Source organism: Burkholderia sp. YIM B11467 (assembly GCF_052952715.1).
Map to the genome: position 1 here is coordinate 14608 of NZ_JBQVSQ010000020.1, position 26343 is coordinate 40950.

The window sequence follows — 26343 nt, forward strand, 5'->3', positions numbered from 1 at the left end:
CCGTGGCTACCCGGACCGGCACGACGCGCAGCGGCTGCACCGGCCGTCCCGGGCAGCGCGGCTTCACGCTGATCGAGATGGTGATCACGCTCGCGCTCGTGGCGATACTCGCGCTCGCGGTCATGCCATTTTCCGAGCTGGTCGTGCAGCGCCAGAAGGAGCACGAGCTGAGCGTCGCGTTGCGGGAGATCCGCACCGCGCTCGACGCGTACAAGGACGCAAGCGATGCAGGGCAGATCGAAAAGGAAGCGGAAGCGTCCGGCTATCCGCCGTCGCTGGCCGTGCTGGTGACCGGCGTGAAGAACGCCCGGGATCCGAAGGGCGGCCTGCTGATGTTCCTGCGTCGGGTGCCGCGCGATCCGTTCTTCGCGGGCGATCCCGACACGCCCGCCGAGGAGACCTGGGACGTGCGCGCCTATGGCACACCGCTGGATCCGGCGGCCGGCGGTCCGCCGGCTGGCGACGCATCCGGGAGCGCCGAGGCCGGCAAGGACGTGTTCGACGTGACGTCGAAATCCGCGGTCGTCGGCATCAACGGCATCCCGTACAAACAATGGTGACGGTGCAACATGAAACACGCTCGCACGCGCAGGTCCCGCGGATTCACGCTGATCGAGATCGTGGTCGTTATGGCCATCATCGGCCTGCTTCTGACGTTGGCCGTGCCGCGCTACATGCACAGCATCGAGCGCGGGAAGGAACAGGTCCGGCAGCAGAACATCGCCGTGATGCGCAGTGCGATCGACCAATACTACGGCGACAACGGCCAGTACCCGGACACGCTCGACGAACTGGTCGCGAAGCACTATCTGCGTTCGGTCCCGCTCGATCCGGTGAATGGCGACGACAAATGGGCAGCGGTCGCGTCGCCGGACGAGTCGAAGCCGGGCGTCTACGACGTGGTGCCCGCGAGCGGCCCGCAGGGTGTGCCGCCGAGCGCGGCCGGAGCGGCGAAATGAGCCGGGCCGGCCGGACGGCGCGCGCGATGCGCGGCTGCCCGCGTGCCGCGCGTCAGCGCGGACTCGTGCTGCTGGCGCTGCTGATCGCGCTGATGCTTATGTCGATCGCACTGGCAGGGGCGCTGGATGTCTGGTCGCTGCAACGGCGCCGCGAGGACGAGCGGCAACTGCTGTTCGTCGGGGATCAGTACCGGAAGGCGATCGTCCGCTACTACCGTCTGGCGCGCGTGTACCCGCAAACGGTCGACGACCTGCTGGACGACAACCGGTTCGTCAAGCCGGCGCATCATCTGCGCCGTGCCTATCCGGATCCGATTACCGGACAGAACGACTGGGCGTTCCTGTGGCGGGACGATCGCTTCTATGGCGTCTACAGCAACTCGGATCAGGCGACGGTCAAGCGGGCGGGATTTCCGCTGCGATACATGGACTTCGAGGGCGAGGAGACTTACCGCAAGTGGAAGTTTCTGTACCTCGCGCCCGGCCTCACCCTGCCGGCCAGCGACGCGGCCCCGGTGTCCGCGTCCGCGGCCGTGCCTGCCCAGGCGGCGAGCTTCCCGAGCCTGTCCGGGTTCGCGGGCGGCTACCTGCCGGGGCAGTCGCCGTCCGGCCTGCGTTGACGGTCGACCGGTCGCCGCGCGCGCCGGCGTGCGCGCAAAAAAAGGCGCGATGCCCGCATTGGGCATCGCGCACAAACCGGCGTGGAGCGCCGACGAATGAACGGTGATGAAGAAAGGGACGCCCGGTTAGGGACGCCCGGCCAGGGGAGCAAGCCCCCCTCGCGCGAGTCGGTCAGGCCTTCGCGAGCTTGATGCTGGTCTGCTCGGCCGTCAGGTAGCCGACACTTGCGCCGAAGCGATCCTTGAAGTTCGCGCGCACGAGCGGATCGAGCGTCGGCTTGACCTTGTCGTGCAGCGGCGACTCCCAGTCGCCCGCGTGCTGGAAGTTGCTCATGATGTACGTCCAGCCGTTGATCTCGTCGACCGCGTGCAGGCCCGTCGATTCGGCGCCGGCCGGGCACGACAGCACGCGCACGAGCGACTTCGTGTCGACGTTGTAGGCCCACAGGAAGTTGTTCACGTGCATGCCCGAGTCCTCGCCGATGAAGAGCGTGCGCAGCTTTTCGGAGAACTTCAGGTTGTCGGGGTTCGCGATCCTGTCCGGGTTCGCGAGGTTGCCGAGCCCGTCGGCCGCGGCGAGATCCTCGCCGACGAGCGCGGCCGGCGCGCCCATGTCGACCGGCACCCATTCGCTGTCGATCGCGCTGCCCGTCGTGTCGCGCTGGCTGCCCTTCAGGTTCAGCGCGTAGACGGCGCCCGCGGCGATCTTCTTGTCGACCGCGACGTCGCGCGACACCGCGTTGCCCTTGACCATCGACGTCTCGATCCGCGACATCGCCGTATAGACGATCTTGTCCTTCGCGTTCACGGTCGTGCCTTCGAGCTTCGTGAAGGCCATGCTGCCGCCGAGCAGCGCCGCGTAGCGGTGCGTCTCGAGGAATGCGGCCGCCTTTTCCATCCCCGGCTTCACGCGCATCCAGTTGAACTTGCCGCCGAAGTGGATCTTCGCGTAGCTCGCATCGTTCGGATCGGTGGTCGTCAGGTCCATGATGTCCGACGCCTTCAGCGTATTCGCGAGCGCTTCGATCTCGCTGCTGGTCGCGTGGCCGATCTTGATCCACGTGAGCGTCGCGGTGCCCGCGCCGGCCGACGACGTCTGCGTCCACTTCGCGACGTACAGCGTGCCGGCCGACAGGTCGGCCGCCTTGTCGGCGACGAACATGAACAGGCCGCCGTTGGTTGCGTCGTCACCCATCATCACGGTGCGCTGGTCCGGCATCACCTGGATCAGCTCGTGCGAGATGCGGCCGAGGCAGTAGTGCTTCTTCACGGTGCCCGTGCCGTCCGCGTTCACGGTGATCTCGGGCAGGTGGCCGTAGTGGTAGGGGTTCGCCTTCGTCTCGTCGCCGAACGTGTTCTTGCTGAACGCCTTGAACTGCGCGTCGGTCGCGACCTTGGTCGCGTCCGGCTCGTATTCCTCGCTCGACAGGTGCGTGCCCCACGGCGACAGGCTCGCGCCGCAGGTGATCCACAGGCCGTGCGCCTTCGACGTGTCGACGTTGTGGTACTTGACGACCTTCAGCGCGCCGTTGGCCGGATCCTGGTCGAGCGTGAGCACCGCGATCGGCGACGGCAGCTGGCCGTACTGCGATGCGCTGGCCTGGTCACGCGTCGTGTATTCGAACTGCACGACCGCGAACACCGTGTTGCCCTTCACGCCGGGCACGTTCGCGTTCTTCAGCGTGAGCAGCGAGCTGCCGTCCGGGCAGTCGGAATAGAACTGGCGCTCCTTGCCGGCCACCGAACGGTCGATGATCGGCTGGTTGTTGATGTCGTAGTAGCCGCCCGCGAGCGTCGTGCCGCCCTTGCCGTCCGGCACCATGTCGCCCGTCACGAAGAACGGCCGGTACGCGAGCTTGAAGTTGCGCGCCGAGCCGTCCGAGAACGACACCGACAGCGTCGAGCCGACCGTCGTCGTGGCCATCGCGGCCGCGTTGTCGAGCGTGGGTGCTGCCATCGCCGAGAACGTCGCCGACGTATACGCGGCGGCGACCGGGGCCGGCGTCGACGCCGGATTGTCGTCGCCGCCGCAACCCGTCAGCAGGGCCGGCAGCGCGAGGCCGGAAAGAGGCAGCATCGGCGCGCCGGCGAGAATCTTCAGGGCCTGACGACGGGCAGCATTGGGCAACGCGGGCATGTGGAGTCCAGTTTCAGTTGTTGGAAGAATGGCCTTCGCGAAACGGAAGCAGGCGACAAGCAAGCTTCGCGAAGGCAAATTGAAAACTGGACCGAAGTGTAAGGACGCTCGATGAAAGTTTTTTGAATTGAAAACGTAATATTGCGTCGAATGTTCGTCAGGGGCTCAATCGCGTTCGGGCGTCGCCGAGATGCGATGGATCGACAGGTCGGCGCCGTCGAATTCGGCTTCGCGGTCGAGGCGCAGCCCGACGGTCGCTTTCAGCGCGCCGTAGACGAGTGTGCCGCCCGCGGTCGCGATCGCAATGCCGCCGAGCGTGCCGACGAGTTGCGACATGAACGACACGCCGCCGAGGCCGCCGAGCGCGGGCAGGCCGAACACGCCGGCCGCGAGGCCGCCGAGCGCGCCGCACATCCCGTGCAGCGGCCACACGCCGAGCACGTCGTCGATGCGCCACTTGTTCTGCACGCAGGTGAACATCGCGACGAACAGCGCGCCGGCCGCGGCGCCGGTGACGAGCGCACCGATCGGGTGCATCACGTCGGAACCCGCGCATACCGCGACGAGGCCCGCGAGCGGCCCGTTGTACGTGAAGCCCGGATCGTTGCGGCCCGCCATCCACGCGGCGAGCGTGCCGCCGACCATCGCCATCAGCGAGTTCACGGCGACCAGGCCGCTGATCTTGTCGAGCGTTTGCGCGCTCATCACGTTGAAGCCGAACCAGCCGACCGCGAGCACCCATGCGCCGAGCGCGAGGAACGGGATGTTCGACGGCGGGTGCGCGGCGATGCGGCCGTCCTTCGCATAACGGCCGTGACGTGCGCCGAGCAGCAGCACGGCCGGCAGCGCGACCCAGCCGCCGAACGCATGCACGACGACCGAGCCCGCGAAATCGTGGAACGGCGCACCGAACGCATGCGTGAGCCACGCCTGCACGCCGAAGCGCTCGTTCCACGCGATTCCCTCGAAGAACGGATAGATGAAGCCGACGATGATCAGCGTCGCGACCAGCTGCGGGTTGAACTTCGCACGCTCGGCGATGCCGCCGGACACGATCGCCGGGATCGCCGCCGCGAAGGTCAGCAGGAAGAAGAAGCGCACGAGCGCATAGCCGTTGTGCTGCGACAGCGTGCCGATGTCGTCGAAGAATTCGACGCCGTAGGCGATCGTGTAGCCGATGAAGAAATACGCGAGCGTCGACACCGAGAAGTCGACCAGGATCTTCACGAGCGCGTTGACCTGGTTCTTCTTGCGGACCGTGCCGAGTTCGAGAAATGCGAAGCCCGCGTGCATCGCGAGCACCATGACGGCGCCGATCAACAGGAACAGTGTGTCGACGCCGGATTTCAGACCATCCATGCCGTGGCTTCCTTGCGCAAAAAACGGGCAAGGAATGCAAGTATCGAGCCAACTTGGTGAACAGCTGCGTGGAGTTGGTGCTCTGGCCCCGCGCGATGCGGCATTCCGGTGAATCGTGCACGGTCCGGGGGCGCGGCCGGCAGGGGCTGGTGGCCACGTCGGATGCACGCGCGTGGTGCGACGCGTGCGGAACTGGTGCGTGCGGCGGGGCCGGCGGTGCGATGTGGTGCGCAACGGTGCGTCGCAGCGCACCGATCTGGCGCGTCAGTGACGCACGAACAGCACGCGCGGCCGGCGCAGCCGTAGCGCGCACGCGGACCAGTACGCGGCGACGGTTGCCAGCCCGAGCGCGGCGAACGCGAGCGCCGCGAAGCCCGCAAGCGACTGGCCGTCGCCGTCGGGGCCGAGGATGCCTTGCGCGACGATCAGCGCGGCCGTCCAGAAGCCGATCACGGCCTGCGTGAACAGGCGCGCGGACGCGACGCGGCGCGGGCGCCCGGCTTCGGCCAGGCGGCGCGCCGACGGCGGACGCAGGCACAGGAACAGGGTGGCGGCGAGCAGTGCGGCCAGCGCGATGAACCAGTCGATGAGGAAAGCCATGAGAAAAAGGGGACACGTACGAAGCGGATTGAAGCGTGCCCACTTTAGTGGTGTAGCGCCTGCGATTGAATCAGACGAATCCGAAATTGAAAGGCGTTTCTCATCACGGATCGTTATTTGGCGTGTTCCACAGGCGGTATCATCGACGTCGATACAACCACGAGGCCGTGCGACGCGCGGCCGGAGATTGCTGATGAACATGAAGACTTCGCGGGCGCATCGCGTGCCCGGGTCCGCACTGGCGGCCGTCGCCGTCGGTGCGCTGCTGTTGCTCGCCGGCTGCGAGAAATCCGGCGCGCCGGCCACGCAACCCGATACGGCCGCGAGCGCGGCCGCCGATGCCGCGAACAATGCGGCCAAGGCGATCGACCAGGTGGCGAGCACCGTCAACCAGCAGCTCAACGCCGCGAAGGCCGGCATCGCGTCCGCGGCATCGGCCGTGCCGCCGCTGTCCGCGAGCGGACTCGCATCCGCCGCGCAGGCGCAGATCGACGCAGCGGCTTCCGCGGTCGTCGCGCATGCGGCTTCCGAGGCGGGTGCGAAGATCGCGGAAGCCGGCAAGAAGCTTCAGCAGTGGAGCCAGCAGAACGCCGCGGGTGCCAAGCCCGCGAGCGGGGAATGACGCCCGCTTGCACAATTCCCTAAATGTAATTATGATGGTTACACATATCATCGGCTGCGGTACGGGCCGGCGTCGCCGAGTGGGTGAGGAATGAATACCAGCAGCCGCTTCGCGTTTGCCGTTCACGTGCTTGCCTTGCTGTCGATGCAGGAGGGCGTGCCGTTGTCGTCCGACATCATCGCGGGCAGCGTGAACACGAATCCGGCCCTGATCCGCCGGCTGCTGTCGATGCTGGCGGCTGCGGGGTTGACCACGTCGCAGCTTGGCGCGGGCGGTGGCGCGCTGCTGGCGCGCGAGCCCGGCGAGATCACGCTGCTCGACGTGTATCGCGCGGTCGACGATGCGCAACTGTTCGCGCTGCACCGCGAGGCGCCGAACCCCGCGTGTCTGGTCGGGCGGCACATCCAGGGTGTGCTGACCGACTACATCGGCGACGCGCAGCGCGCGATGGAGGCATCGCTCTCCACGCGCACGCTGGTTGACGTCACGGCCGACATGCTGGATCTGGAGCAGCGCACGTAACGCACAGCACGCGTCGGCGGGTGACCGGCGGCAGGCAGGGTAGGAAGTTGGGCGGCGGGCGGTGCCGCAATCGGCGCAACGGTTGGTTCGCTCCGTTTTTTTCGGCCTTATATGTAATCGATTATGTTACACATTTTTCTTTCTGGAGAATCGAGATGACGCAACGTACCTTGAACATCGCGCTGTTTGGCGCCACCGGCATGATCGGCTCGCGTATCGCGGCGGAAGCGGCCCGGCGCGGCCATCGTGTCACCGCGCTGTCGCGCAATCCCGGCGCGGCCGGCGACGGCATCACCGCGAAGGTGGCCGACCTGTTCGACGCGGCCAGCATCGCGGCCGCGCTGCCGGGTCATGACGTGGTCGCGAGCGCGTACGGTCCGAAGCAGGAAGATGCGGCGAAGGTCGTCGCCGTCGCGAAGGCGCTGGTCGCCGGCACGCGCCAGGCGGGCCTGAAGCGGCTCGTCGTCGTGGGTGGCGCCGGTTCGCTCGAAGTCGCGCCCGGCAAGCAGCTCGTCGACAGCGAAGGCTTCCCGGACGCGTACAAGCCGGTCGCGCTCGCGCACCGCGAGGCGCTCGACTATCTGAAGACCGTCGGCGATCTCGACTGGACGTTCTTCGCGCCGGCCGCGCTGATCGCACCGGGCGAGCGGACGGGCACGTTCCGCACGGGCGCCGGCAAGCTGATCGTGGACGCGCAAGGCAACAGCAAGATCTCGGCGGAAGACTACGCGGCCGCGTTCGTCGACGCGCTCGAGCAGGACAGCTTCGTGCGCGAGATCGCGACGGTCGCCTATTGAGCGGCATGACGGCCGGCGGCGCGTAAGCGCCGGCCCGGACGCGGCGCGCCAGCCGCCACGCGCGCGAACTTCAGGCGACGCTACCTTGACGGGTGGCGTCGCCTGTTTCGTTTGGAAAGCGGCGATGGCCGGCGGGATCGTGCACGGGGCGGATTCGTTCGCGCCGCGCGCGTCCCGGATTGGTATTTATACCGGTCGACGCGGTGGGGTGGTTTCCATATTGTTCCCCGTTGTGCAGGATGCATAGAATAAATTTCTATCTACGAGGGACTGGAGAAATGGACGCCATCGATCGCAAGCTGCTGGAGTTGTTGCAGTCGGATGCCACGCTGCCGATCGCGGAACTGGCACAGCGCGTGAACCTGTCCCAGACGCCGTGCTGGAAGCGGGTGCAGCGGCTCAAGGAAACCGGCGCGATTCGCGCGCAGGTGGCGCTGTGCGATCCGCGCAAGCTCGGGGTCGGCACGACCGTGTTCGTCGCGATCCGCACGAACCAGCACACCGAGGAGTGGGCGCAGCGTTTCACGCAGGCGGTGCGCGACATGCCGGAAGTGGTCGAGGTCTACCGGATGAGCGGCGAGACCGATTACCTGCTGCGCGTCGTGGTGGCCGGCATCGACGATTACGACCGCGTCTACAAGCAGCTGATTCGCGCGGTGCCGCTGTTCGACGTCAGTTCGTCGTTCGCGATGGAGCAGATCAAGTATTCGACCGCGCTGCCCGTACGCGATCTCTCCGAGCCGGCTTGACGCGGCACGGGCGCTGCCCGCGCCGCGTGGCGAGGACGGCAGCGCGGGTTCAGCGGCCGCGCGCCAGTGCGCGCGCGCGTTCGTCGGCCAGCGCGTCGCGGCGCACGAAATCCGCGACGAACGGGCTGGCCGGATGGTGATGCAGCGCGTACGGCGTATCCCATTGGGCGAGCTGGCCGTCCTTCATCACGCCGACCCGGTCGGCGATCGCGAACGCTTCGGCCTGGTTGTGCGTGACGAGGATCGCGGTGTGGCCCGTGCGTTTCAGGATGTCGCGCAGCTCGAACGCGAGCCGCTCGCGCGTGTCGACGTCGAGATTCGAGAACGGCTCGTCGAGCAGCAGCAGCTCCGGCGACGGCGCGAGCGCGCGCGCGAGTGCGACACGCTGCTGCTGGCCGCCCGACAACTCGTGCGGATACGCGCCGCCTGAATCGGCCAGGCCGACGAGTTCGAGCATTTCCGCGACGCGCATGCGCCGTTCGGCCTTCGGTATGCGCTGCAGGCCGAACGCGACGTTGTCGGCCGCGCTCAGGTGCGGGAACAGTGCGTAATCCTGGAACATCATGCCGATGCGGCGCCGCTCGGGCGGCACGTCGAGCGACGGCGCCGCAACGGGCGCGCCGTCCAGCACGATGCGCCCCATCCGCACCGGTTCGAAACCGGCGATCGCGCGCAGCACGGTGGTCTTGCCGCAACCCGACGCGCCGAGCAGGCAGCCGATGTCGCCACGCGGCAGCGCGAGGCTCAGCCCGTCGACCACCGTGCGGCGGCCCTGCGGCGTGTCGTAGGCGAGGCAGAGGTCATCGAGTTCAAGCAGGTTCACGGTGTCAGGCTCCGATCTTGTGGCGGGTGCGGGCGAGCAGGATCACGGGCACGAGCCCGGCCAGCACGATCGCGAGCGCGGCGACCGCGCCTTCTTCGTAGGTGCCGCGCGCGGCTTCCGCATACAGCCAGGTCGCGAGCGTGTCGAAGTTCAGCGGGCGCAACAGCAGCGTCGCCGGCAATTCCTTCATCGCGTCGACGAACACCAGCAGCGCGCTCGTCGTGAGCGCGGGCCGCAGCAGCGGCAGGTGCACGCGGCGCAGCGTGCCGCCGGCCGTCTCGCCGAGCGAGCGTGCCGCCTGTTCGAGCGACGGCGGAATGCGTGCGAGTCCGGCCTCGATGCTGCCGGCCGGGATCGCGAGAAAGCGCACGGTATAGGCGATCACGAGCGCGGCCGTGGAACCCATCAGCAGCAGCCCGTCGCGGCCGAGCGCCGCGCCGAACAGCCGGTCGGCCGCCGCGAACGGGATCAGCAGGCCGATCGCGAGCACGGTGCCCGGCACCGCATAACCGAGGCTCGCGATCCGCGCGCACACGCGGGCAGGGCCGGCACGGGCACTGTCGCGTTGCGCGCGCGCGGCCCAGGCGACGACGAGCCCGCATGCGAGCGTCGCGGCGGTGGCGGCGGTCGCGATCGTCAGCGTGTTGGCCAGCCCCGTCATCAATTGCGCGGACACGCCGCCGACGAGATGCAGCCGCTTGCCGGTCTCGACCGCGAGGTATGCGGCCGGCGCGCCGAAACCGAACAGCACGGGCAGCCAGCCGAGCACGGCAGCGCCCAACGCGGCTGCTCCGGTGAGGCGGCGCGGCGCGATCGGCCGCATGCGGCGGCCATGCGCGTAGCGCTGGCGGCGGCGCCCGTAGCGTTCGAGCACGATCATGCCGACGACGATCGCGAGCATCGCGAGCGCGATCTGCGCGGCGCCGGCAAGATCGGAGCGCGTGATCCATGTCGTATAGACGGAGACGGTCAGCGTTTGCACGCCGAGGAATTCCGACGCGCCGATGTCGTTCAGCGTTTCGAGCAGCGCGAGGCTCACGCCGACCGCGATCGCGGGCCGCGCGAGCGGCACGACGACGCGCCAGAACGTCGCGATGCGTCCCGCGCCGAGCGTGCGCGCGGCTTCGAGCAGGCTCGCGGACTGCGTGACGAACATCGCGCGCGTGCTCAGGTAGACGTACGGATACAGCACGAAGCCGAGCACGAAGATCGCACCGGGCAGCGAGCGCAGATCGGGCAGCCGGAACTGGCGCGGGCTGTCGAAGCCGAGCAGCCAGCGGATCGCGCCTTGTACGGGGCCGATCGGGTGCAGCAGGTCGAGATACGCGAATGCGACGATGTAGGTGGGGACCGCGAGCGGCAGCAGCAGCGCCCACGTCAGCATCCGGCGGCCGGGAAAATCGTACGCGGTGACGAGCCACGCGCAGCCGGTGCCGACGATCGACACGATCGCGCCGACACCTGCCAGCAGCAGCAACGTATTGACGAGCGCCTGCGGCAGCACGAATTCGGCGAGATGCCGCCAGTGCGCGAGATCGGCGCCGAACGCGGCGGCCACCAGCACCGCGAGCGGCGCGGCGACCGCGGCCGCGATCGTTAGCGCCGCGATCAGCCACAGGCTGCCCGCGCGCGGCAGCAGGCGCGGCCGGCAGGGCTGGCCGCGGGGGCCGGCGCGCGCTGCATCAGTTGTCAAAACCGACCTTGTCGACCAGCTGGCTTGCCTGCTTGCGATGCTTCGCGATGTCCGCCAGCGGCAGCGGATCGACCTTCAGCGTGCCGAAGCTCGCGATCACCGGATCGAGTTTCACGTTCGCGCGCACCGGGTATTCGTAGTTCGCCTGCGCATACAGCGCCTGCGCTTCCGGCGACACGAGGTATTCGAGCAACTTCACCGCGTTGGCCTTGTGCGGCGCGTGCTTCGCGACCGTCGCGCCGCTGATGTTGACGTGCGTGCCGCCGCTCTTCGCGTTCGCGAACGTGGGCCGCACGACCTTGATCGCGTCGCCCCACTTGCGCGCATCGGTGCCCGGCTCGGAGTTTTTCATGTGGCCGACGTAGTACGCGTTCGCGAGGCCGACGTCGCAGATGCCGCCGAGAATGTCGCGCGCGACGTCGCGGTCGCCGCCCGTCGCCTTGCGCGCGAGGTTCGCCTTCACGCCGCGCAGCCATTTCTCGGTCGCGGCTTCGCCGTCGTGCGCGATCATCGCCGCGACGAGTGCCGTGTTGTACGGATGCTGACCCGAGCGGATGCACACCTTGCCTTTCCATTTCGGATCGGCGAGATCCTCGTAGCGGAACGCGTCGACCTTGAGATCCTTTTCGACGTACAGCACGCGGTCGCGCAGCGACAGCGCATACCAGTCGCCGTTCGCGCCGCGCAGGTTCGCGGGAATCGCGTCGTCGAGCACCTTCGAGCGCACCGGCTGCGCGAGCCCGCCGTCGACGAGATCGAGCAGGTTGCCGACGTCGACCGTCATCAGCACGTCGGCCGGCGACTGCGCGCCTTCCGCCTTCACGCGTTCGAGCAGGCCGTCCTTCACGAACACCGTGTTCACCTTGACGCCGCTCTGCTTCGTGAACGCATCGATGAGCGGCTGGATCAGCTTCGGTTCGCGGGTGGTGTACAGGCTTACTTCCTCGGCGGCATGGGCAAGCGGCGCGAAGGCGGCCGCGGCGAGGGCAAGGGCGCCGGCGAGCGGCAGCAGGCGGGTGCGCGGATTCGACATGGAGACTCCGGTGGGGCAGGTGGACGAGGGAGCGTTCCGGGGCGCGCCTGCCGCCCGAGCGATCCGGAACATTACAAAATGAAAGACTCCGGATTCTAGATCGAAATGGGAACGATTATCAAATGAAAGCTTGAGGCGGGCGGCGGGAAAGGTGGGGAGGGGGAACGGAAACGGGGCGTCGCAGCGGGGGCGCAAGCGCGTAGAATGCCCGCTTCGATGAAATTGACGGAGTTGGCCCGACCATGAACGATCAGCGCAAGAAGAACCCTGTCCGCAACGTGAGCATCCTGATCGTCGTGGCCGTGCTGCTCGTGATCGGGACGATCCTGTACAACGCGATTTCGCAGAAGCGCGCGTACGACGAGGCCCATCCGGCCGAGGCCGCGAGCGCGGCATCGCACTGACGTGACGGCGCGCGGCCCGGTCAGGCCGCGCGTGTGTGCATGAGAAAGGGCGGGAGCCCGCGGCTTCCGGCGCGGCAGACGCCGCGCGGAGCCGGGCAAGACGCGGGTGCCGGAGCCGGCACGCCGCGCAGGCAGGTCAGTCGTGCGTCAACGTGACGCAGGGGCGAACTTCGGGCGGATCCGTGCGTAGAACACGACCGCCAGCAGCGCGAGCCAGGCCGCGCCGACATACAGCGCGACGCGCGTGTCTTCGAACCAGCCGAGCATCACGATCACGAAACCCATGAACGCGATCGTCAGCGCCGGTGCGACCGGCCACAACGGTACCTTGAACTTCAGCGCCGCGACTTCGGCGTTCGACAGGCGACGGCGCATCGCGACCTGCGACAGCAGGATCATCAGCCAGACCCACACGGTCGCGAACGTCGCGATCGCCGCGACCATCAGGAATACGTCCTTCGGCATCAGGTAGTTGAGCACCACGCCGACGAGCAGCGCGCCCGCCATCACGAGCACGGTGACCCACGGCACGCCGTGCCGCGACGTCGTCATCAGCACGCGCGGCGCCTGGCCCTGCCGCGCCATCCCGAACATCATCCGGCCGGCGCCGAAGATGTCGCTGTTGATCGCCGAGATTGCCGCGCTGATCACGACCAGGTTGAGGATCGTCGCGGCCGACTTCACGCCGAGCGCCGAGAAGATCTGCACGAACGGGCTACCGTCGCCGCCGACGCCGGTCCACGGGCTGATCGACATCAGCACGACCATCGTCAGCACGTAGAACAGCAGGATGCGCGCCGGCACCGCGTTGATCGCGCGCGGAATCACGCGCTCCGGGTCCTTCGCCTCGCCGGCGCTCATCCCGATCACCTCGATCCCGCCGTACGCGAAGATCACGACCGACAGCGACGCGATCAGCCCGCCGACCCCGTTCGGCAGGAAGCCGCCGTGGTTCCACAGGTTCGCGAATGTCGGTACGTCGGCCGAATGGCCGAAGTGCATGCCGGTCAACAGGATCGCGACGCCGCCGCCGATCATCGCGACGATCGCGCCGACCTTGATGATCGACAGCCAGAACTCGAGCTCGCCGAACACCTTCACGTGGCACAGGTTCAGCCCGCAGATGATCGCGACGACCCCGAGCACCCAGATCCATTGCGGGACATCCGGAAACCAGAAGCCCATGTAGATGCCGAACGCGGTGATGTCGGCGATTGCGACGATCACCATTTCGAGCGTGTAGGTCCAGCCGGTGACGAATCCCGCGAACGGGCCGAGGTTCTCGGTCGCGTAGTGGCCGAACGAGCCGGCGACGGGTTCGCGCACGGCCATCTCGCCGAGCGCGCGCATCACCATGTAGACGGCCGCGCCGCCAAGGATGTACGCCAGGATCACGGCCGGGCCCGCGAGCTGGATCGCGGACGCCGAACCGTAGAACAGGCCCGTGCCGATCGCCGAACCCAGCGCGAGAAAGCGGATGTGCCGCGCGCTCAGGTGGCGCTGCAAGTTTTTCATCGAGTCTCCGATATCGTTATGCGACGGACCGGGCGAGCGGGGCCGGTCCGATTGGCTCAAGTTGTCTATACAACTTAAATGTGAACGAATGATAACAAGCCGGGCCGGGTGACCGGAATCGGGTATTCCCTGACTGGCGCGATCGGCGCAATAGGGGGTGGGGCGGTCGCGCCGCGTACGGGCGGGCCGCGTGAAGCGGGCGGGTCATGCTTCGGGAGCGTGGTGAATCGGGGCGCGCCGGTGGCCGATCCGCGGTGTGTGCGGGCCGGCCACCGGCGGGGAACGTCAGGCCGGCAGGCGGATCACGCTCGCGTCCTTGCGGATCAGCAGCGACGACGCGAGCATCTGCTTGCACTGGTGCGCGAGCACCTTCAGGTCGTGCGTGAGCTCGGCGCCCACCGCCTCGGACTTTTCCGCGGACACGACCATCGCATCGAGCTCGCGCGTGATCTGCTTCGACGCCTCGAGCTGATCGGCGGGCGGCGGCTCGCCGGCTTCGGCCTTTTCGAGATTGTCGAGCACGGCGGCAAGCCCGCGCTGCAGCGCGTCGTCGTGGACGAGGCCGCCGTCGACCGCACACGCGCTGCGGATCAGCGGCGCGGCGGCCGTGATCTGCGCGCCGAGCACGTGCGTCTGCACGAGCAGGTCGTTCAGTTCGGGCACGAAGCGCTGGTGCGCCTTCGGCTCGATCATCATCCGCTGGAATGCCTGCCCGAGGTTCGCGAACGCGATGTGCACGTCCTTGCGCGCGAGGCGGTAGCGATAGTCGTCGTCGAGGCTCGCAGCCGGGGTCTCGACTGCCGCGGCGATGACCGGCACCACGGCCGCGCCATCGGCGGTGGGCACGGGCGGCGGCGACGCGCCACGCCCGGCGCGCCACACGGCCTCGAAATACTTGCGGGTCGCGGTGAGCATGTCGGTGACCTGCTTGCCCATCAGCCGGTATTCCCAGTACGGGAACAGCCGGCTCGCGGCGATCGCGATCATGCAGCCGACCACCGTGTCGATCGCGCGCTCGCCGATGATCCGCATGCTGCCCGGCGCGAGCAGGTGGAACATCAGCAGCACGTACGACGACGTGAATACGACGCTCGCCGCGTAGTTGAACAGCAGCAGGCTGTAGCTCATCACCATCGACCCGAACATGATCGCGATCAGCAGGTGCGGCTCCTTCACCGTGTAGATCAGCGCGATGCTCGCCGCGCAGCCGATCATCGTACCGATGATCCGCTGCGCGTTGCGTTGTTTGGTGAGCGAATAACCGGGCTTCAGGATGATGATGGTCGTCATCACGATCCAGTACGCGTTCGTGAGCGGCAGCAGCCGGCCGAGCCAGAAGCCGACGGCCACCGCGATCGTCACGCGCAGCGCATGGCGGAAGCTCGGGGAGCTCATGTTCAGGTTCGAGAAGATCAGCAGCGGCGACATCCGGCGGCGCTGCAGGAAGCGCGCGAGCGCCTTGTCGATCTTCAGTTCGGTCTGCTGCGGATCGGCATTGCCGGACAGGTTGCGCCGCATCCGGTCGATCAGGCGCGTCGCGCTCCAGATGCGCCTGAACGTCGCGAGCACGGCCGCATACGCTTCCGCATTGGTGGCCGCGAAGTTCTTCTTGCGCATCAGCTCGATCTCGTACTCGATCGCGCGCAGTTCGGCCTTGACGCTGACGTGCGAATGAGGCGCGCGGTTTTCGAGCACCGCGAGGCCGATCTCCTCGAGATCGGCGGCCGCCTTGCGGATCAGGTCGCGGTAGAAAATGATCAGATCCGAGCCGCCGAAGGTGTTGCGTACGAGCGGGTAGTCGGTGTGCGCGCCGACGAACAGCTCGTGCAGGTCGACGCTGTTGATGAACAGGTTGTACATCGTCGTGCGGCCGGGATCGAGCTTGCCGCGGCGCAGCTTCGGCAGGTTGCGCAGCACGATGTCGCGCGCGGTTTCCTGCGTTTCGACCGCGGTGATCTGCTTGGCGACGAGATTGCGGTAGCACTCGTCGAGATCGGCATCGAGATCGTAGAACTGCGCGCGCGCGAGCAGGTAGTCGGCGCACGCGAACAGGCTCTCGGCGAGCGCCTGCTGCTCGATCCGGCGTGCCTGCCATTGCGACACGAGCGTCGCCCAGTACGTGTACCAGAGGCCGCCCGCGAGAATCCAGCCGGCGTTGATGAACGCCTGCAGCGGCGTGAACTGCTCCTCGAGCGTCATCACCATCATGAACAGCGTCGCGAAGCTGATCTGCGGCCAGCGGTTGCCGTAGACGACGATCAGCGACAGCACGAACGTGAGCGGCACGATCGTGAGCCACAGCGCGAAGATGTTCGGTGTCGCGAGGCCGGTCGCGAGCGCGGCCAGGAAGCCGATCACGCTGCACGCGAGCATTTCGTTGTGCTTGTACTTGAGCGGGCCCGGCATGTCGACGACGCATGCGCCGAGCGCGCCCGTCGAGATCGTGAAGCCGAGCTCCCGGTTGTGAAACACAATGAGGCACAGCACGGCCGGCAACGAGACGCCGACCGCGATCCGCAGGCCGCCGAAAAAGTACTGGCTATAGAAAAACTTTCTGATTTCGACCGAATAGCGCATCGATGGGCTGAATGGCAGACGAAGACACCCGGGGGCGGCGTGTTGACTGGCGACGAGTCTATCGTATTTCGCGGTCCGCAAAACCTGGCTTTCCGGATGACCCTCGCGGCGGCGGTCCATTTGCTATCCTTGGTGATCCTGTTCGCCCGGCCCGGCCGGTGCGAGGTTCCGACGCCCGCTTCATGCTCCATCTCTTCTATTCGAACCGTCACGAAACGCTGGCCGATGCGCTGCTCGAGGATCTGGCCGCGTTCCCGGCCCGCAACGGCCCGTGGGCGCCGCAACAGGTCATCGTGCCGAGCGCGGCGCTGCGCCGCCGCCTCGAGCTCGACATCGCCGCGCGCAGCGGCGTGTGCGCGAACGTCGAGTTCACGTATCTCGCGCAATGGCTGTGGGCGCAGATCGGCCGCGTGCTGACGGTACCCGCGCGTTCGCCGTTCGCACCCGACCGCCTCGTGTGGCGCTGCTACCGGCTGTTCGCGCAGGCGGCCGGCGGCGCGCCGTGGCTCGCGTCGCCGCGGCTTGCCGCGTATCTGTCCGCATCCGACGATGCGATGCGCTACGAACTCGCGCACCGCGTCGCGGCCGTGCTCGATCATTACCTGACGTATCGCCCCGAATGGCTGGCCGCGTGGCAGGCCGGCGAATCCGTGCTGGCCGGCGACGGCGCGCCGCGCGGGATCAGCGACGCCGCGCGCGACGACGAGCGCTGGCAGGCCGCGCTGTGGCGCGCGCTGCTCGCCGAACTGAGCGACAGCGGCACGCCGCCCGCGCATCGTTTCCTCGTCGACGCGCGCCATCTCGATGCGGATGCTGTCGCGCGTGCCGACTGGCCGGAATCGGTCAGCGTGTTCGCGCTGCCGACGATGCCGCCGCTGCATATCGCGCTGTTGCGCGAACTGTCGCGCTGGATCGACGTGCGCGTCTATGCGCTGAACCCGTGCCGCGAATTCTGGTTCGACATCGTGACCGCCGCGCACGCCGAGGCGCTCGATGCGGCCGGGCGGCTCGACTACCAGGAAGTCGGCCATCCGCTGCTCGCCGAATGGGGCAGGCAGACGCAGGCGCAACTGCACATGCTGCACGAACTGACTGAAAGCGCGGCGTCAGGCGACGCGGCGCGTTTCGTCGAGAATCCCGCGCCGACGTGGCTGGCGCGCGTGCAGAACGCGATCCTCGACCTGCAGCCGGAAGCCGAAGCCGGCGACGCACCGGCCGAGCGCGGGATCGAGGTGCACGTGTGCCACAGCCTCGCGCGCCAGCTCGAGGTGCTGCACGACCGGCTGCTCGCGTGGTTCGACGCGGACGCGAGCCTGCAGCCGTCCGACGTGCTCGTGGCGGTGGCCGACCTCGCGGCGGCCGGGCCGCTGATCGATGCCGTGTTCGGCACGGCCGGTGGCGGCGGCGCGCGCGTGCCTTACCGGATCACCGGGCTGCCGCCGTCGCAGGCGAACCCGGTCGCGCGCGTGCTGCTCGACTGGCTCGCGTTGCCGGAACGGCAGGTCGGCGCGCCGGAACTGGTCGAATGGCTGCGCGTCGACGCGGTGGCTGCGCGCTACGGCATCGACGCGGCCGCGCTCGAGACGGTGCAGACCTGGCTCGCGGCCGCCGGCGCGCGGCGCGGGCTGTCGCCGCTCGCGAGCGACGACGCGGCCGTGCCGTCGCCGCGCCATACGTTCTCCGATGCGCTCGCGCGGCTCTTTCTCGGTTATGCGATGCCCGAAGGCGCGGCGCCGGTCGGCGCGTGGCTGCCGATCGAGGCGGCCACGGGCAGCGAGGCCGAACTGCTCGGCCGGCTCGCGCGCTTTACCGACGATCTCGACGGCTTCGCGCGGCGGCTCGCCGAATCGCACACGCCGCGCGGCTGGAGCGAACTGTTTGCCGACACGCTCGCGCGTTTCTTCGATTCGGGTGCCGCGTATGCGGACGCGCTCGCGGGCGTGCGCGACGCACTCGACGCGATGCTGGCCGCGATGACCGAGGGTGCGCCCGACGAAGCGTTGCCGGCGGCCGTCGTCCGAGCGGGGCTGGCCGCGGCGCTCGACGACCCGGCGCGCGGCGGGGTGCCGTGGGGCGGCGTCACGTTCTCGTCGCTGACGAGCCTGCGCGGCCTGCCGTACCGCGTCGTCTGCCTGCTCGGGATGGACGACGGCGTGCTGCCGAGCCTGGCGCGCGCGGATGAATTCGACCTGATGGCCGTGTTGCCGAAGCTCGGCGACCGGCAGCGCCGCGACGACGAGCGCAACCTGTTTCTCGACCTGCTGCTCGCAGCGCGCGACCGGTTGCTGATCGCCTATACGGGCCGCAGCATCCGCGACAACGCACCGTTGCCGCCCGCGGCACTCGTCGACGAACTGCTCGACCATCTCGCGCTCGTCACGGCCGGTCCCGACGCCGTGCCGGACGCGGTCGATGCCGCACGGCGCGCGTTCATCGTCGAGCATCCGCTGCAACCATTCGCGGCCGCCTATTTCCAGCCCGGCAGCGAACTCGTTTCGTATGACGCCGAGCGTGCGACGCTCGCGTCGCTGCTGGCCGCCGATGCGTCGCGCGACGGGTCGCGCGAGCTGCCGTTCTTCGCGCAGCCGCTGCCGGCCGAACCAGTCGAGCCGGTCGCATTCAGCGAATTCGAACGCTTCTGGCGGCATCCCGCGCGGGCGCTGCTGCGCGCGCGGCTCGGCATCGTGCTTGCCGACGCGCAGGCCGAACTGCTCGACACGGAGCCGTTCGCGCTCGACTTCGCCGGTAGCGACGCGCTCGCCGAGCGCGTGCTGCCGCTCTTGATCGAATCGGGCGACGGGGCCGTGCACGATCACGCACTGCGCATCGCGGACGCGAGCCCGGAATTGCCGGGCGGCGCGACGGGCGCCGTGTGGCGCGACCAGGCGCTCGGCTCGATGACGCAGCTCGCGTCGAACGTACGCCGCGCGCTGGCCGACGGCATGGAGCGCCGGCCGTTCTCGCTCGTCGTCGTGCCGGCCTGGCCCGACACGGAACAGGCGCTGTTCGGCGCGGACGACGCGATGCTGTCGGGCGATGCGGTGAGCGCGCCGCTCGAACTGCACGGCACGCTGAACCGGCTGACGCCGGCCGGGCAGATCATCTACCGATATGCGCGGTCGAGTGCGCGCGACTACCTGTCCGCGTGGCTGGCGCATCTCGTCTACTGCGCGGTCGAGCCCGACGGCCCGCGCCGCACGCTGTGGTTCGGCAGCGGCGGCACGTTCGAGCTGACGCCGGTTGCGGCGCCACTCGAGCGGCTCGCGCCGCTTGCCGCGCTGTTTCGCGCGGGGCGGCGCATGCCGCTGCGGTTTTTCCCGCGCAGCGCGTGGGCGAGGGTGTCCGATGGCGAGGCCAAGGCCGCGAGCGTCTGGATCAACGAGCGCGTCGTGAGCGAAGCCGACGATCCGGCCATCGCGATCGCATGGCGCGGCGCGCATGCGTCGCTCGACGAGCCGTTCGGCACACTTGCGCGGCTCGTGTTCGAACCGCTCGTCGAGCATCTGAAGGAGGTCGCATGAGTGCCGTGTCGCAGCCGCAGCAGGCGCTCGAACTCGATGTGTTCGCGTGCCCGCTCGACGGCGTCAACCAGATCGAGGCGTCGGCCGGCACCGGCAAGACCTGGAACATCTGCGCGCTGTATGTGCGCCTGCTGCTTGAAAAGGATCTCGGCGCGGACGAAATCCTCGTCGTGACCTTCACGAAGGCGGCGACGGCCGAGCTGCACGAGCGGATTCGCAGTCGGCTCGCGCAGCTCGCGCATGTGCTCGACACGGGCGACGATGGCGGTGATCCGTTCATCGCGCGCCTGCTCGACACGACGCTCGGCGAAGCAGGCTCGCTCGACCCCGAGACGGCCGCGAAGCGGATCCGCCGTGCACTGCGCGCGTTCGATCAGGCCGCGATTCATACGATCCACGCGTTCTGCCAGCGCGCGCTGCAGGAAGCGCCGTTCGCGGCCGCGATGCCGTTCGCGTTCGACATGGAGGCCGACGACGCGTCATTGCGCTTCGAACTCGCGGCGGACTTCTGGCGCACGCGCGTCGAACCGGCGGCCGCGCGCTGGCCGGGCTTCGCGACCTGGCTCGTCGAATCGGGCGCCGGCCCGGCCGCGCTCGATGCGCAGCTCGCGCGCCGGCTGAAGAAGCCGCTCGCCGCGCTGCGCTGGGACGGTGTGACCGAGCCTGACGAGTCGGCCGAGGCCGCCGCGGCCGAATGCTTCGCCGAGGCGGCGCGGATGTGGGCGGCCGAGCGCGATGCGATCGATGCGCTGCTGCGCACCGCGCAACCCGCGCTGAACCAGCGCTCGCACAAGCCCGATGCGGTTGCCGATGCGCTCGACGCGTGGGCCGCGCATTTCACGCAGGGCGCCGCGACGGCCGCGTTGCCGAAAGCCGCACTGAAGCTCACGCATTCCGCGCTGGTGAAGGCGACGAAAAAAGGCGGCGCAACCCCCGAACATGCGTTTTTCGACGTGGCCGACGCGCTCGAAGCGGCCGTGGCGGCGGCCGAGGCCGCGCAGCGCGCGCGCTGGCTGATGCTGATCGCCGAATGGCTCGACATGGCGCCGGGCGAGCTGGCCGAGCGCAAGCGCACGCGGCGCGTCGTCTCGTTCGACGATCTGCTCGCGAACCTGTACCACGCGCTGCATGCGCACCCGTGGCTCGCCGAGACGCTGCGCGCGCGTTATCCGGCCGCGCTGATCGACGAGTTCCAGGACACCGATCCGCTGCAGTTCGCGATCTTCAACCGGATCTTCGCGCCGGGCGGCCCGCTGTTCCTCGTCGGCGATCCGAAGCAGGCGATCTACAGTTTCCGCGCGGCCGACCTGCATACGTATCTGGCGGCGCGCGCGAGCGCGAGCGCGTGCTACACGCTCGCGGTCAACCAGCGCTCGACGCCCGCGATCGTCGATGCTTGCAACCGCTTCTTCATGTCGAATCCGCGTGCGTTCGTGCTCGACGGGCTCGACTACTACGCGGTGCGTGCCGGCACGCGCGTGCGTGCGCCGTTCGTCGACGAAACCGATCCGGGGCCGGCCGGCGACTTCCGCGTCTGGGCGTTGCCGGGCGGCGAAGGCACGCTGCTCAAGCGCGACGCGCAGGCGCAGGCCGCCCAGGCCTGCGCGGCCGAAATCGCGCGGCTGATGCGCGGCGCGCGCGAAGGGCGCGTGCGGCTGGGCGACACGCCGCTGTCGCCGGGCAACGTCGCGGTGCTCGTGCAGACGCACCGGCAAGGCAGTCTCGTAAAGCGCGTGCTCGCGACATGGGGCATCGGCAGCGTCGAACTGGCGCAGGCCTCGGTGTTTTCGACCGATGACGCCGAGCAGCTCGAACGCGTGCTGGCGGCGATCGATGCGCCGGGCGACCTGCGGCGTTTGCGCGCGGCGCTCGCGGCCGACTGGTTCGGCCTCGATGCCGGGGCGCTGTGGCGGATGGAGCAGGGCGACGGCGATGCGCAACGCGAAGCGTCCGCGGCCGACAGCTCCGACGCGATGAGCTGGGTCGAGCGCTTCTCGCGGTATCGGCTGCTGTGGCGCGAACGCGGTTTCGCGGTGATGTGGCGCACGTTCACGCGCGAGCTGCGGATCGCCGAGCGGCTGATGGCCGGCGCGGACGGCGAACGCCGCGTGACCGACATCAACCATCTGGCCGAACTGACGCAGACACGCGCATCCGCGCAGCCGGGCATCGCGCCGACGCTGCGCTGGCTTGCCGCACAACGGCTCGACGGCGGCGGCGAGGAAGCGCAGTTACGTCTCGAATCCGATCGCAACCTGGTGCAGATCGTGACCGTGCACAAGTCGAAGGGTCTCGAATACGCGATCGTGTTCTGTCCGTTCCTGAACGACGGCGGGCTGCGCGAGCCGCCCGCGTCCGCGCTGCCCGATGCACGCGAGTATCACGACGACGCAGGCGATGCGGTGCTGCATTACGGGTGCGACGACGAGGCGGCCGCACACGCGGCGCGGCAGGCAATGCGCGAGCAGGCCGCGGAACGCGCGCGGCTCGTCTACGTGGCGCTCACGCGCGCGGTCTATCGCTGCTACGTCGTTGCCGGGCCGTATCTGTCGTCGCGCTCGACGCGCGAAGCGCGGCGCAGCGTGCTCAACTGGCTCGTCGCCGGCGCCGGCCAGTCGTTCGATGCGTGGCTCGACGAGCCGCCCGACGAAGCCGCGCTCGACGCGACGTGGCGCGCGCTCGCGGGCGGCCCCGTGAGCGTCGCGCCGCTGCCGGCGCCCGCGCGTCCCGAGCGTCTCGCGGCCGGGCACGATGCATCGCAGACACTCGCGGCGCGTCATGCGACACGCGTGCTGCGCGATGCGTGGCGCATGGCGAGCTTCAGTTCGCTGACCGCGTCGATGGCGCGCGAGGAAGCGGGTATCGCGGCCGTGCCCGACGACGAGTTGCGGCCCGATCACGATGCGCTTGCCGAGGTGGTGCCGGAAGGCGAGTTCATCCTGGCCGATACGGTCGCGCCAGAACCGCCGGACGATGACATCCTCGTGTTTCCGCGTGGTGCGGCGGCCGGCGAGTGCCTGCACCGCCTGTTCGAACTCAGCCGGTTCACCGAGCCTGAGTCGTGGCACAAGGCCGCGCTCGGTGCGCTGCACGACCGGCCGGTCGAGGCCGAGCCGGAACTCGCGACGCGGCTGCCGGCGATGATGGCGCGGCTCGTCGACGACGTCGTGCGCACCGAGCTCGTGCCGGGCATGCGGCTCGCCGATCTCGATCCCGCGAAGCGGCTCGACGAAATGGGGTTCCTGTTCCCGGCGCCGTCGCTCGACCTGACGGCGCTGCGCCGGTTGCTGGTCGCGCACGGTTACCCGGACGTTGCACTGGAGGCGGGCAATCTCGCCGGTTTCATCAAGGGTTTCATCGACATGATCGTCGAACACGACGGCCGCTTCTGGATCGTCGACTGGAAGTCGAACCATCTCGGCACGACGCCGGATGCCTACGGCCCGCGTGCGCTCGACGTCGCGATGGCCGATCACGCGTATCACCTGCAGGCGCTGCTCTACACGGTCGCGCTGCATCGCTACTTGCGCGGGCGGCTGCCCGCTTACGACTACGACACGCACATCGCGGGCTACCTGTACCTGTTCGTGCGCGGCGTGCGGCCCGACTGGCGCAGCGGCGGCGAGCCGGCCGGCGTGCATGCGCGGCGGCCCGCGCGCGCGCTCGTCGACGCACTCGACCGGATGATGGAAGGGGGCCGCGCATGAACGCATCCGACGACTTGCTCGAATTCACCGGCGGCCTCGTCGCGCGGCTGCCCGAACCCGCCGATTTCGGCATCGCGCTCGCGGAAGGCTTCGCGCGTCGCATCGGCGACCTCGCGCGGCGTGCCGGCGCGCCGGCCGCGTCCGCGCGCTGGGCGGCGCGCGCCGCGTTCGCGACGAGCCGTGCGACCGCGGGCGGCCACGTATGCGTCGCGCTCGGCGCGCTCGCGCAGCGCTACGAGGAACCGCTCGACGATATCCGTGCGGCGCTCGCCGCGAGCGGCGTGGTGGCGTTCGGCACGCTCGCGCGCGGCGACGAGCGGCCGCTGATCGTCGACCGGCACGATCATCTGTACCTGTCGCGCTATTTCGATTACGAACGGCGGTTGGCCGATGCGCTCGTGGCGCAGGCCGGTGTCGCCGCGCCGGACGAAGGTCTGTCGCCCGCCCGGTTGCGCGACAGCCTCGCGCGTTACTTCGGGCCCGCGACGGGCGAAGTCGACTGGCAGCGTGTCGCGGCGATCGTCGCGCTGACGGGCAGCGTGACCATCGTCAGCGGCGGTCCCGGCACCGGCAAGACGACGACCGTCGTCGGCGTGCTGGCCTGTTTGCTCGACGCGCACCCGGGGCTGCGCATCGCGCTGGCCGCACCGACCGGCAAGGCCGCGCAGCGGATGCAGGAAGCGCTGCATGCGCGGGCCGGCGACCTGCCGCCCGAACTTGCGGCGCGTTTGCCCGATACGTCGTACACGCTGCATCGGCTGCTGGGCGGCGGCGGGGCGGCCGGTTTCCGGCACCATCGCGACAATCCGCTGCCGTACGACCTGATCGTCGTCGACGAGGCGTCGATGATCGACGTCGCGCTCGCCGCGCATCTGCTCGACGCGCTCGCGCCGGGCGCGCGGCTCGTGCTGCTCGGCGACAAGGATCAACTGGCCGCGGTCGAGGCGGGCGCCGTGTTCGCCGAGCTGAGCGCGCGGCCGGCGTTTACCGCCGCGGCGCGCACGCGCATCGCGCGGGCGCTCGGCATCGACGAGGCGGCATTCGTCGCGGCATTGCCGGTGCCGGACGAAGCCGCTGCGGCAGCAATTCCGGCGGCGAATCCGGTTTCCGAGGTGGCCCGGGCCTCGGCGCCCCCATCGGCATCGGCCGCCGCTCCAACACGCAAGCCGGCGGCTCGGCGGCGAGTCGACGCTCGACAGGCATCGCTCTTCGACGATGAACCGCAGCACGACGAAATTACCGCGGTCGACACTGCGCCGCCTCCCGCAGGCCCGGCACTGACCGATGCCGGTGATGCAGGTCAGGCGGGCGGCGCCCCCGCGTGGATCGAGGCCGACGAACTCGCGTGGCTCGACGCTGTCGAGCTGCCGCCGTTCGACGCGGGCGATGCCGCGCTTGCATCGGTCACGGCGGCGGCGCATGACGAAGCTGCCGCCGTATCCGCCACACCGGCACTCGCACCGGCGCCGCTCGCGGACTGCGTCGTCTGGCTCGAACGTAACTACCGCTTCGGTCTCGATTCGCCGATCGGCCGGCTGTCGCTCGCGATCCGTAGTGGCGACGTGCAGGCCGCGCTCGACGCGCTGCCGGCGGACGACACGGCGGCTGCGTCGTTCCACGACGATGCGGGCGAGTCGCTCGCGTCGACGACGGTCGAACGGCTCGCACGGCGGTTCGGCGCGTACCTCGACGCATTGCGCGATACGCTGGCGGCGCCGGTGCCCGATCCGCTGCCGCTGTTCGATGCGCTCAACCGGTTCCGGATCCTGTGCGCGACCCGCAGCGGCTCGCGCGGCGCGGAGCATGTCAACGCGCTCGTGGCCGCGCATGTGCGGCACGCGGCGCGCGTGCCGCTCGCGGTCGGTGCGCACTGGTTCACCGGGCGGCCGATCATGGTGACGCGCAACGACTATGCGCTCGGGCTGTTCAACGGCGACATCGGCATCGCGCTGCCCGACGCGCACGGCGTGCTGCGCGTGTGGTTCAGGCGCGCGGACGGCACCGTGCGCGCGGTGTCGCCGGCCGCGCTGCCGCCGCACGAAACCGCGTTCGCGCTGACGGTCCACAAATCGCAGGGCTCGGAATTCGACGAAGCCGCGCTCGTGCTGCCGGCATCGTTCGGCCGTGTGCTCACGCGCGAACTCGTCTACACGGCCGTGACGCGTGCACGTACGCGTGTGCAGGTGATCGGGCCGCGGCGCGTGCTGGCGCAGGCGGTCGCAACACGCACGCAGCGCGATTCGGGGCTCGCGGCCCGTGTCGACGAGGCGCTTGCACGGCGCCGCACGGAGGTTTCGCGATGATGATCCGCTATACGCTCGATCCGGCCGAAGTCGAATGGACGGCCGTGCGCGCACAGGGTGCGGGCGGGCAGAACGTGAACAAGGTGTCGAGCGCGATTCACCTGCGCTTCGACATCCGTGCATCGTCGCTGCCGCCTGTCATCAAGGAGCGGCTCCTCGCGCTGTCCGACCAGCGCATCACGCGCGACGGCATCGTCGTGATCAAGTCGCAGGAATACCGCACCCAGGAGAAGAACCGTGATGCCGCGCTGGCGCGCCTCGACACGTTGATCGGCAGCGTCGCGTACACGCCGCGCGCACGGGTCGCGACGCGGCCGACGCGCGCGTCGAAGGAGCGGCGGCTCGAGCACAAGTCGCGCCGCAGCGTGGTGAAATCGGGACGGGGGAAGGTGGTCGACTGAC

At 69.1% G+C, this 26343-nt stretch carries 20 protein-coding genes; 12 read left to right on the forward strand and 8 right to left on the reverse strand.

Annotation, left to right across the window (positions count from 1 at the left end; genetic code table 11):
- Positions 1-2 precede the first annotated feature (2 nt).
- Genes ACTRWB_RS36785 through ACTRWB_RS36795 form a run of 3 tightly spaced genes read left to right on the forward strand, consistent with a single transcriptional unit; the run spans position 3 to position 1579 of the window.
- Positions 3-560, forward strand: coding sequence for a type II secretion system protein (locus ACTRWB_RS36785; protein ID WP_419686803.1), 558 nt, complete (start codon positions 3-5; stop codon positions 558-560).
- A 9-nt stretch (positions 561-569) separates the two neighbouring features.
- Positions 570-959: a type II secretion system protein gene (locus ACTRWB_RS36790; RefSeq protein ID WP_446904795.1), complete on the forward strand. Its 390-nt coding sequence runs from the start codon at positions 570-572 to the stop codon at positions 957-959.
- Positions 956-1579 carry a type II secretion system protein gene (locus ACTRWB_RS36795; protein ID WP_446904796.1) on the forward strand — a complete coding sequence of 208 codons (624 nt, stop codon included), beginning with the start codon at positions 956-958 and terminating at the stop codon, positions 1577-1579. Before ACTRWB_RS36790 ends, ACTRWB_RS36795 begins: the two co-directional genes overlap by 4 nt.
- 172 nt (positions 1580-1751) lie before the next feature.
- Here the strand turns inward: ACTRWB_RS36795 and ACTRWB_RS36800 are convergent, their stop codons facing one another.
- From ACTRWB_RS36800 to ACTRWB_RS36810, 3 genes are all read right to left on the reverse strand, one after another.
- Entirely contained in the window at positions 1752-3716 is a 1965-nt protein-coding gene (locus tag ACTRWB_RS36800; protein WP_193097965.1) for a PhoX family protein, read from the reverse strand.
- A 165-nt stretch (positions 3717-3881) separates the two neighbouring features.
- Positions 3882-5075, reverse strand: coding sequence for an ammonium transporter (locus ACTRWB_RS36805; RefSeq protein WP_174915174.1), 1194 nt, complete (start codon positions 5073-5075; stop codon positions 3882-3884).
- A gap of 264 nt (positions 5076-5339) precedes the next feature.
- Positions 5340-5675 carry a hypothetical protein gene (locus ACTRWB_RS36810; RefSeq protein ID WP_193097966.1) on the reverse strand — a complete coding sequence of 112 codons (336 nt, stop codon included), beginning with the start codon at positions 5673-5675 and terminating at the stop codon, positions 5340-5342.
- A gap of 193 nt (positions 5676-5868) precedes the next feature.
- On the opposite strand from ACTRWB_RS36810, the gene ACTRWB_RS36815 reads away from it, so the two are divergent.
- The 4 genes from ACTRWB_RS36815 (at position 5869) to ACTRWB_RS36830 (ending at position 8365) form a co-directional block, all read left to right on the forward strand.
- Entirely contained in the window at positions 5869-6297 is a 429-nt protein-coding gene (locus ACTRWB_RS36815; RefSeq protein ID WP_446904797.1) for a hypothetical protein, read from the forward strand.
- 90 nt (positions 6298-6387) lie between these two features.
- Positions 6388-6819 carry an Rrf2 family transcriptional regulator gene (locus tag ACTRWB_RS36820; protein ID WP_129514135.1) on the forward strand — a complete coding sequence of 144 codons (432 nt, stop codon included), beginning with the start codon at positions 6388-6390 and terminating at the stop codon, positions 6817-6819.
- A 155-nt stretch (positions 6820-6974) separates the two neighbouring features.
- Entirely contained in the window at positions 6975-7616 is a 642-nt protein-coding gene (locus ACTRWB_RS36825) for an NAD(P)-dependent oxidoreductase (protein WP_446904798.1), read from the forward strand.
- Positions 7617-7894: 278 nt separating this feature from the next.
- Positions 7895-8365, forward strand: a complete 471-nt coding sequence (locus ACTRWB_RS36830; RefSeq protein ID WP_129514137.1) for an Lrp/AsnC family transcriptional regulator — start codon at positions 7895-7897, stop codon at positions 8363-8365.
- A gap of 49 nt (positions 8366-8414) precedes the next feature.
- On the opposite strand, the gene ACTRWB_RS36835 is transcribed toward ACTRWB_RS36830, so the two are convergent.
- Genes ACTRWB_RS36835 through ACTRWB_RS36845 form a run of 3 tightly spaced genes read right to left on the reverse strand, consistent with a single transcriptional unit; the run spans position 8415 to position 11914 of the window.
- On the reverse strand, positions 8415-9188 hold the full coding sequence (locus tag ACTRWB_RS36835; RefSeq protein ID WP_446904799.1) for an ABC transporter ATP-binding protein: 774 nt from the start codon (positions 9186-9188) through the stop codon (positions 8415-8417).
- Positions 9189-9192: 4 nt separating this feature from the next.
- Positions 9193-10881 carry an ABC transporter permease gene (locus ACTRWB_RS36840; protein ID WP_446904800.1) on the reverse strand — a complete coding sequence of 563 codons (1689 nt, stop codon included), beginning with the start codon at positions 10879-10881 and terminating at the stop codon, positions 9193-9195.
- Positions 10871-11914, reverse strand: coding sequence for a Fe(3+) ABC transporter substrate-binding protein (locus ACTRWB_RS36845; RefSeq protein ID WP_129514140.1), 1044 nt, complete (start codon positions 11912-11914; stop codon positions 10871-10873). The genes ACTRWB_RS36840 and ACTRWB_RS36845 overlap by 11 nt, the downstream gene beginning before the upstream one ends.
- A 242-nt stretch (positions 11915-12156) precedes the next feature.
- Between ACTRWB_RS36845 and ACTRWB_RS36850 the strand changes: the two genes are divergently transcribed.
- Positions 12157-12318 carry a hypothetical protein gene (locus tag ACTRWB_RS36850; RefSeq protein ID WP_009688068.1) on the forward strand — a complete coding sequence of 54 codons (162 nt, stop codon included), beginning with the start codon at positions 12157-12159 and terminating at the stop codon, positions 12316-12318.
- Between the two features lie 147 nt (positions 12319-12465).
- On the opposite strand, the gene ACTRWB_RS36855 is transcribed toward ACTRWB_RS36850, so the two are convergent.
- Together ACTRWB_RS36855 and ACTRWB_RS36860 are read right to left on the reverse strand one after the other, a co-directional pair.
- The gene (locus ACTRWB_RS36855) at positions 12466-13833 is read right to left on the reverse strand and encodes an amino acid permease (protein ID WP_412022154.1); all 1368 of its coding nucleotides are present in this window, start codon (positions 13831-13833) and stop codon (positions 12466-12468) included.
- A gap of 285 nt (positions 13834-14118) precedes the next feature.
- Complete coding sequence (locus ACTRWB_RS36860; RefSeq protein WP_343491703.1) at positions 14119-16410, reverse strand: FUSC family protein; 2292 nt, start codon at positions 16408-16410, stop codon at positions 14119-14121.
- A gap of 182 nt (positions 16411-16592) precedes the next feature.
- Here ACTRWB_RS36860 and recC point away from each other — a divergent pair, with 182 nt between their 5' ends.
- From recC to arfB, 4 genes are read left to right on the forward strand one after another with little or no spacing between them, the layout of a single operon-like run.
- The gene (gene recC, locus ACTRWB_RS36865) at positions 16593-19931 is read left to right on the forward strand and encodes an exodeoxyribonuclease V subunit gamma (RefSeq protein WP_446904801.1); all 3339 of its coding nucleotides are present in this window, start codon (positions 16593-16595) and stop codon (positions 19929-19931) included.
- Positions 19928-23638 carry an exodeoxyribonuclease V subunit beta gene (gene recB / locus ACTRWB_RS36870; protein ID WP_446904802.1) on the forward strand — a complete coding sequence of 1237 codons (3711 nt, stop codon included), beginning with the start codon at positions 19928-19930 and terminating at the stop codon, positions 23636-23638. Before recC ends, recB begins: the two co-directional genes overlap by 4 nt.
- The gene (locus ACTRWB_RS36875) at positions 23635-25941 is read left to right on the forward strand and encodes an AAA family ATPase (RefSeq protein ID WP_446904803.1); all 2307 of its coding nucleotides are present in this window, start codon (positions 23635-23637) and stop codon (positions 25939-25941) included. The genes recB and ACTRWB_RS36875 overlap by 4 nt, the downstream gene beginning before the upstream one ends.
- Positions 25938-26342, forward strand: a complete 405-nt coding sequence (gene arfB, locus ACTRWB_RS36880; RefSeq protein ID WP_048251302.1) for an alternative ribosome rescue aminoacyl-tRNA hydrolase ArfB — start codon at positions 25938-25940, stop codon at positions 26340-26342. The genes ACTRWB_RS36875 and arfB overlap by 4 nt, the downstream gene beginning before the upstream one ends.
- Position 26343 lies beyond the last annotated feature (1 nt).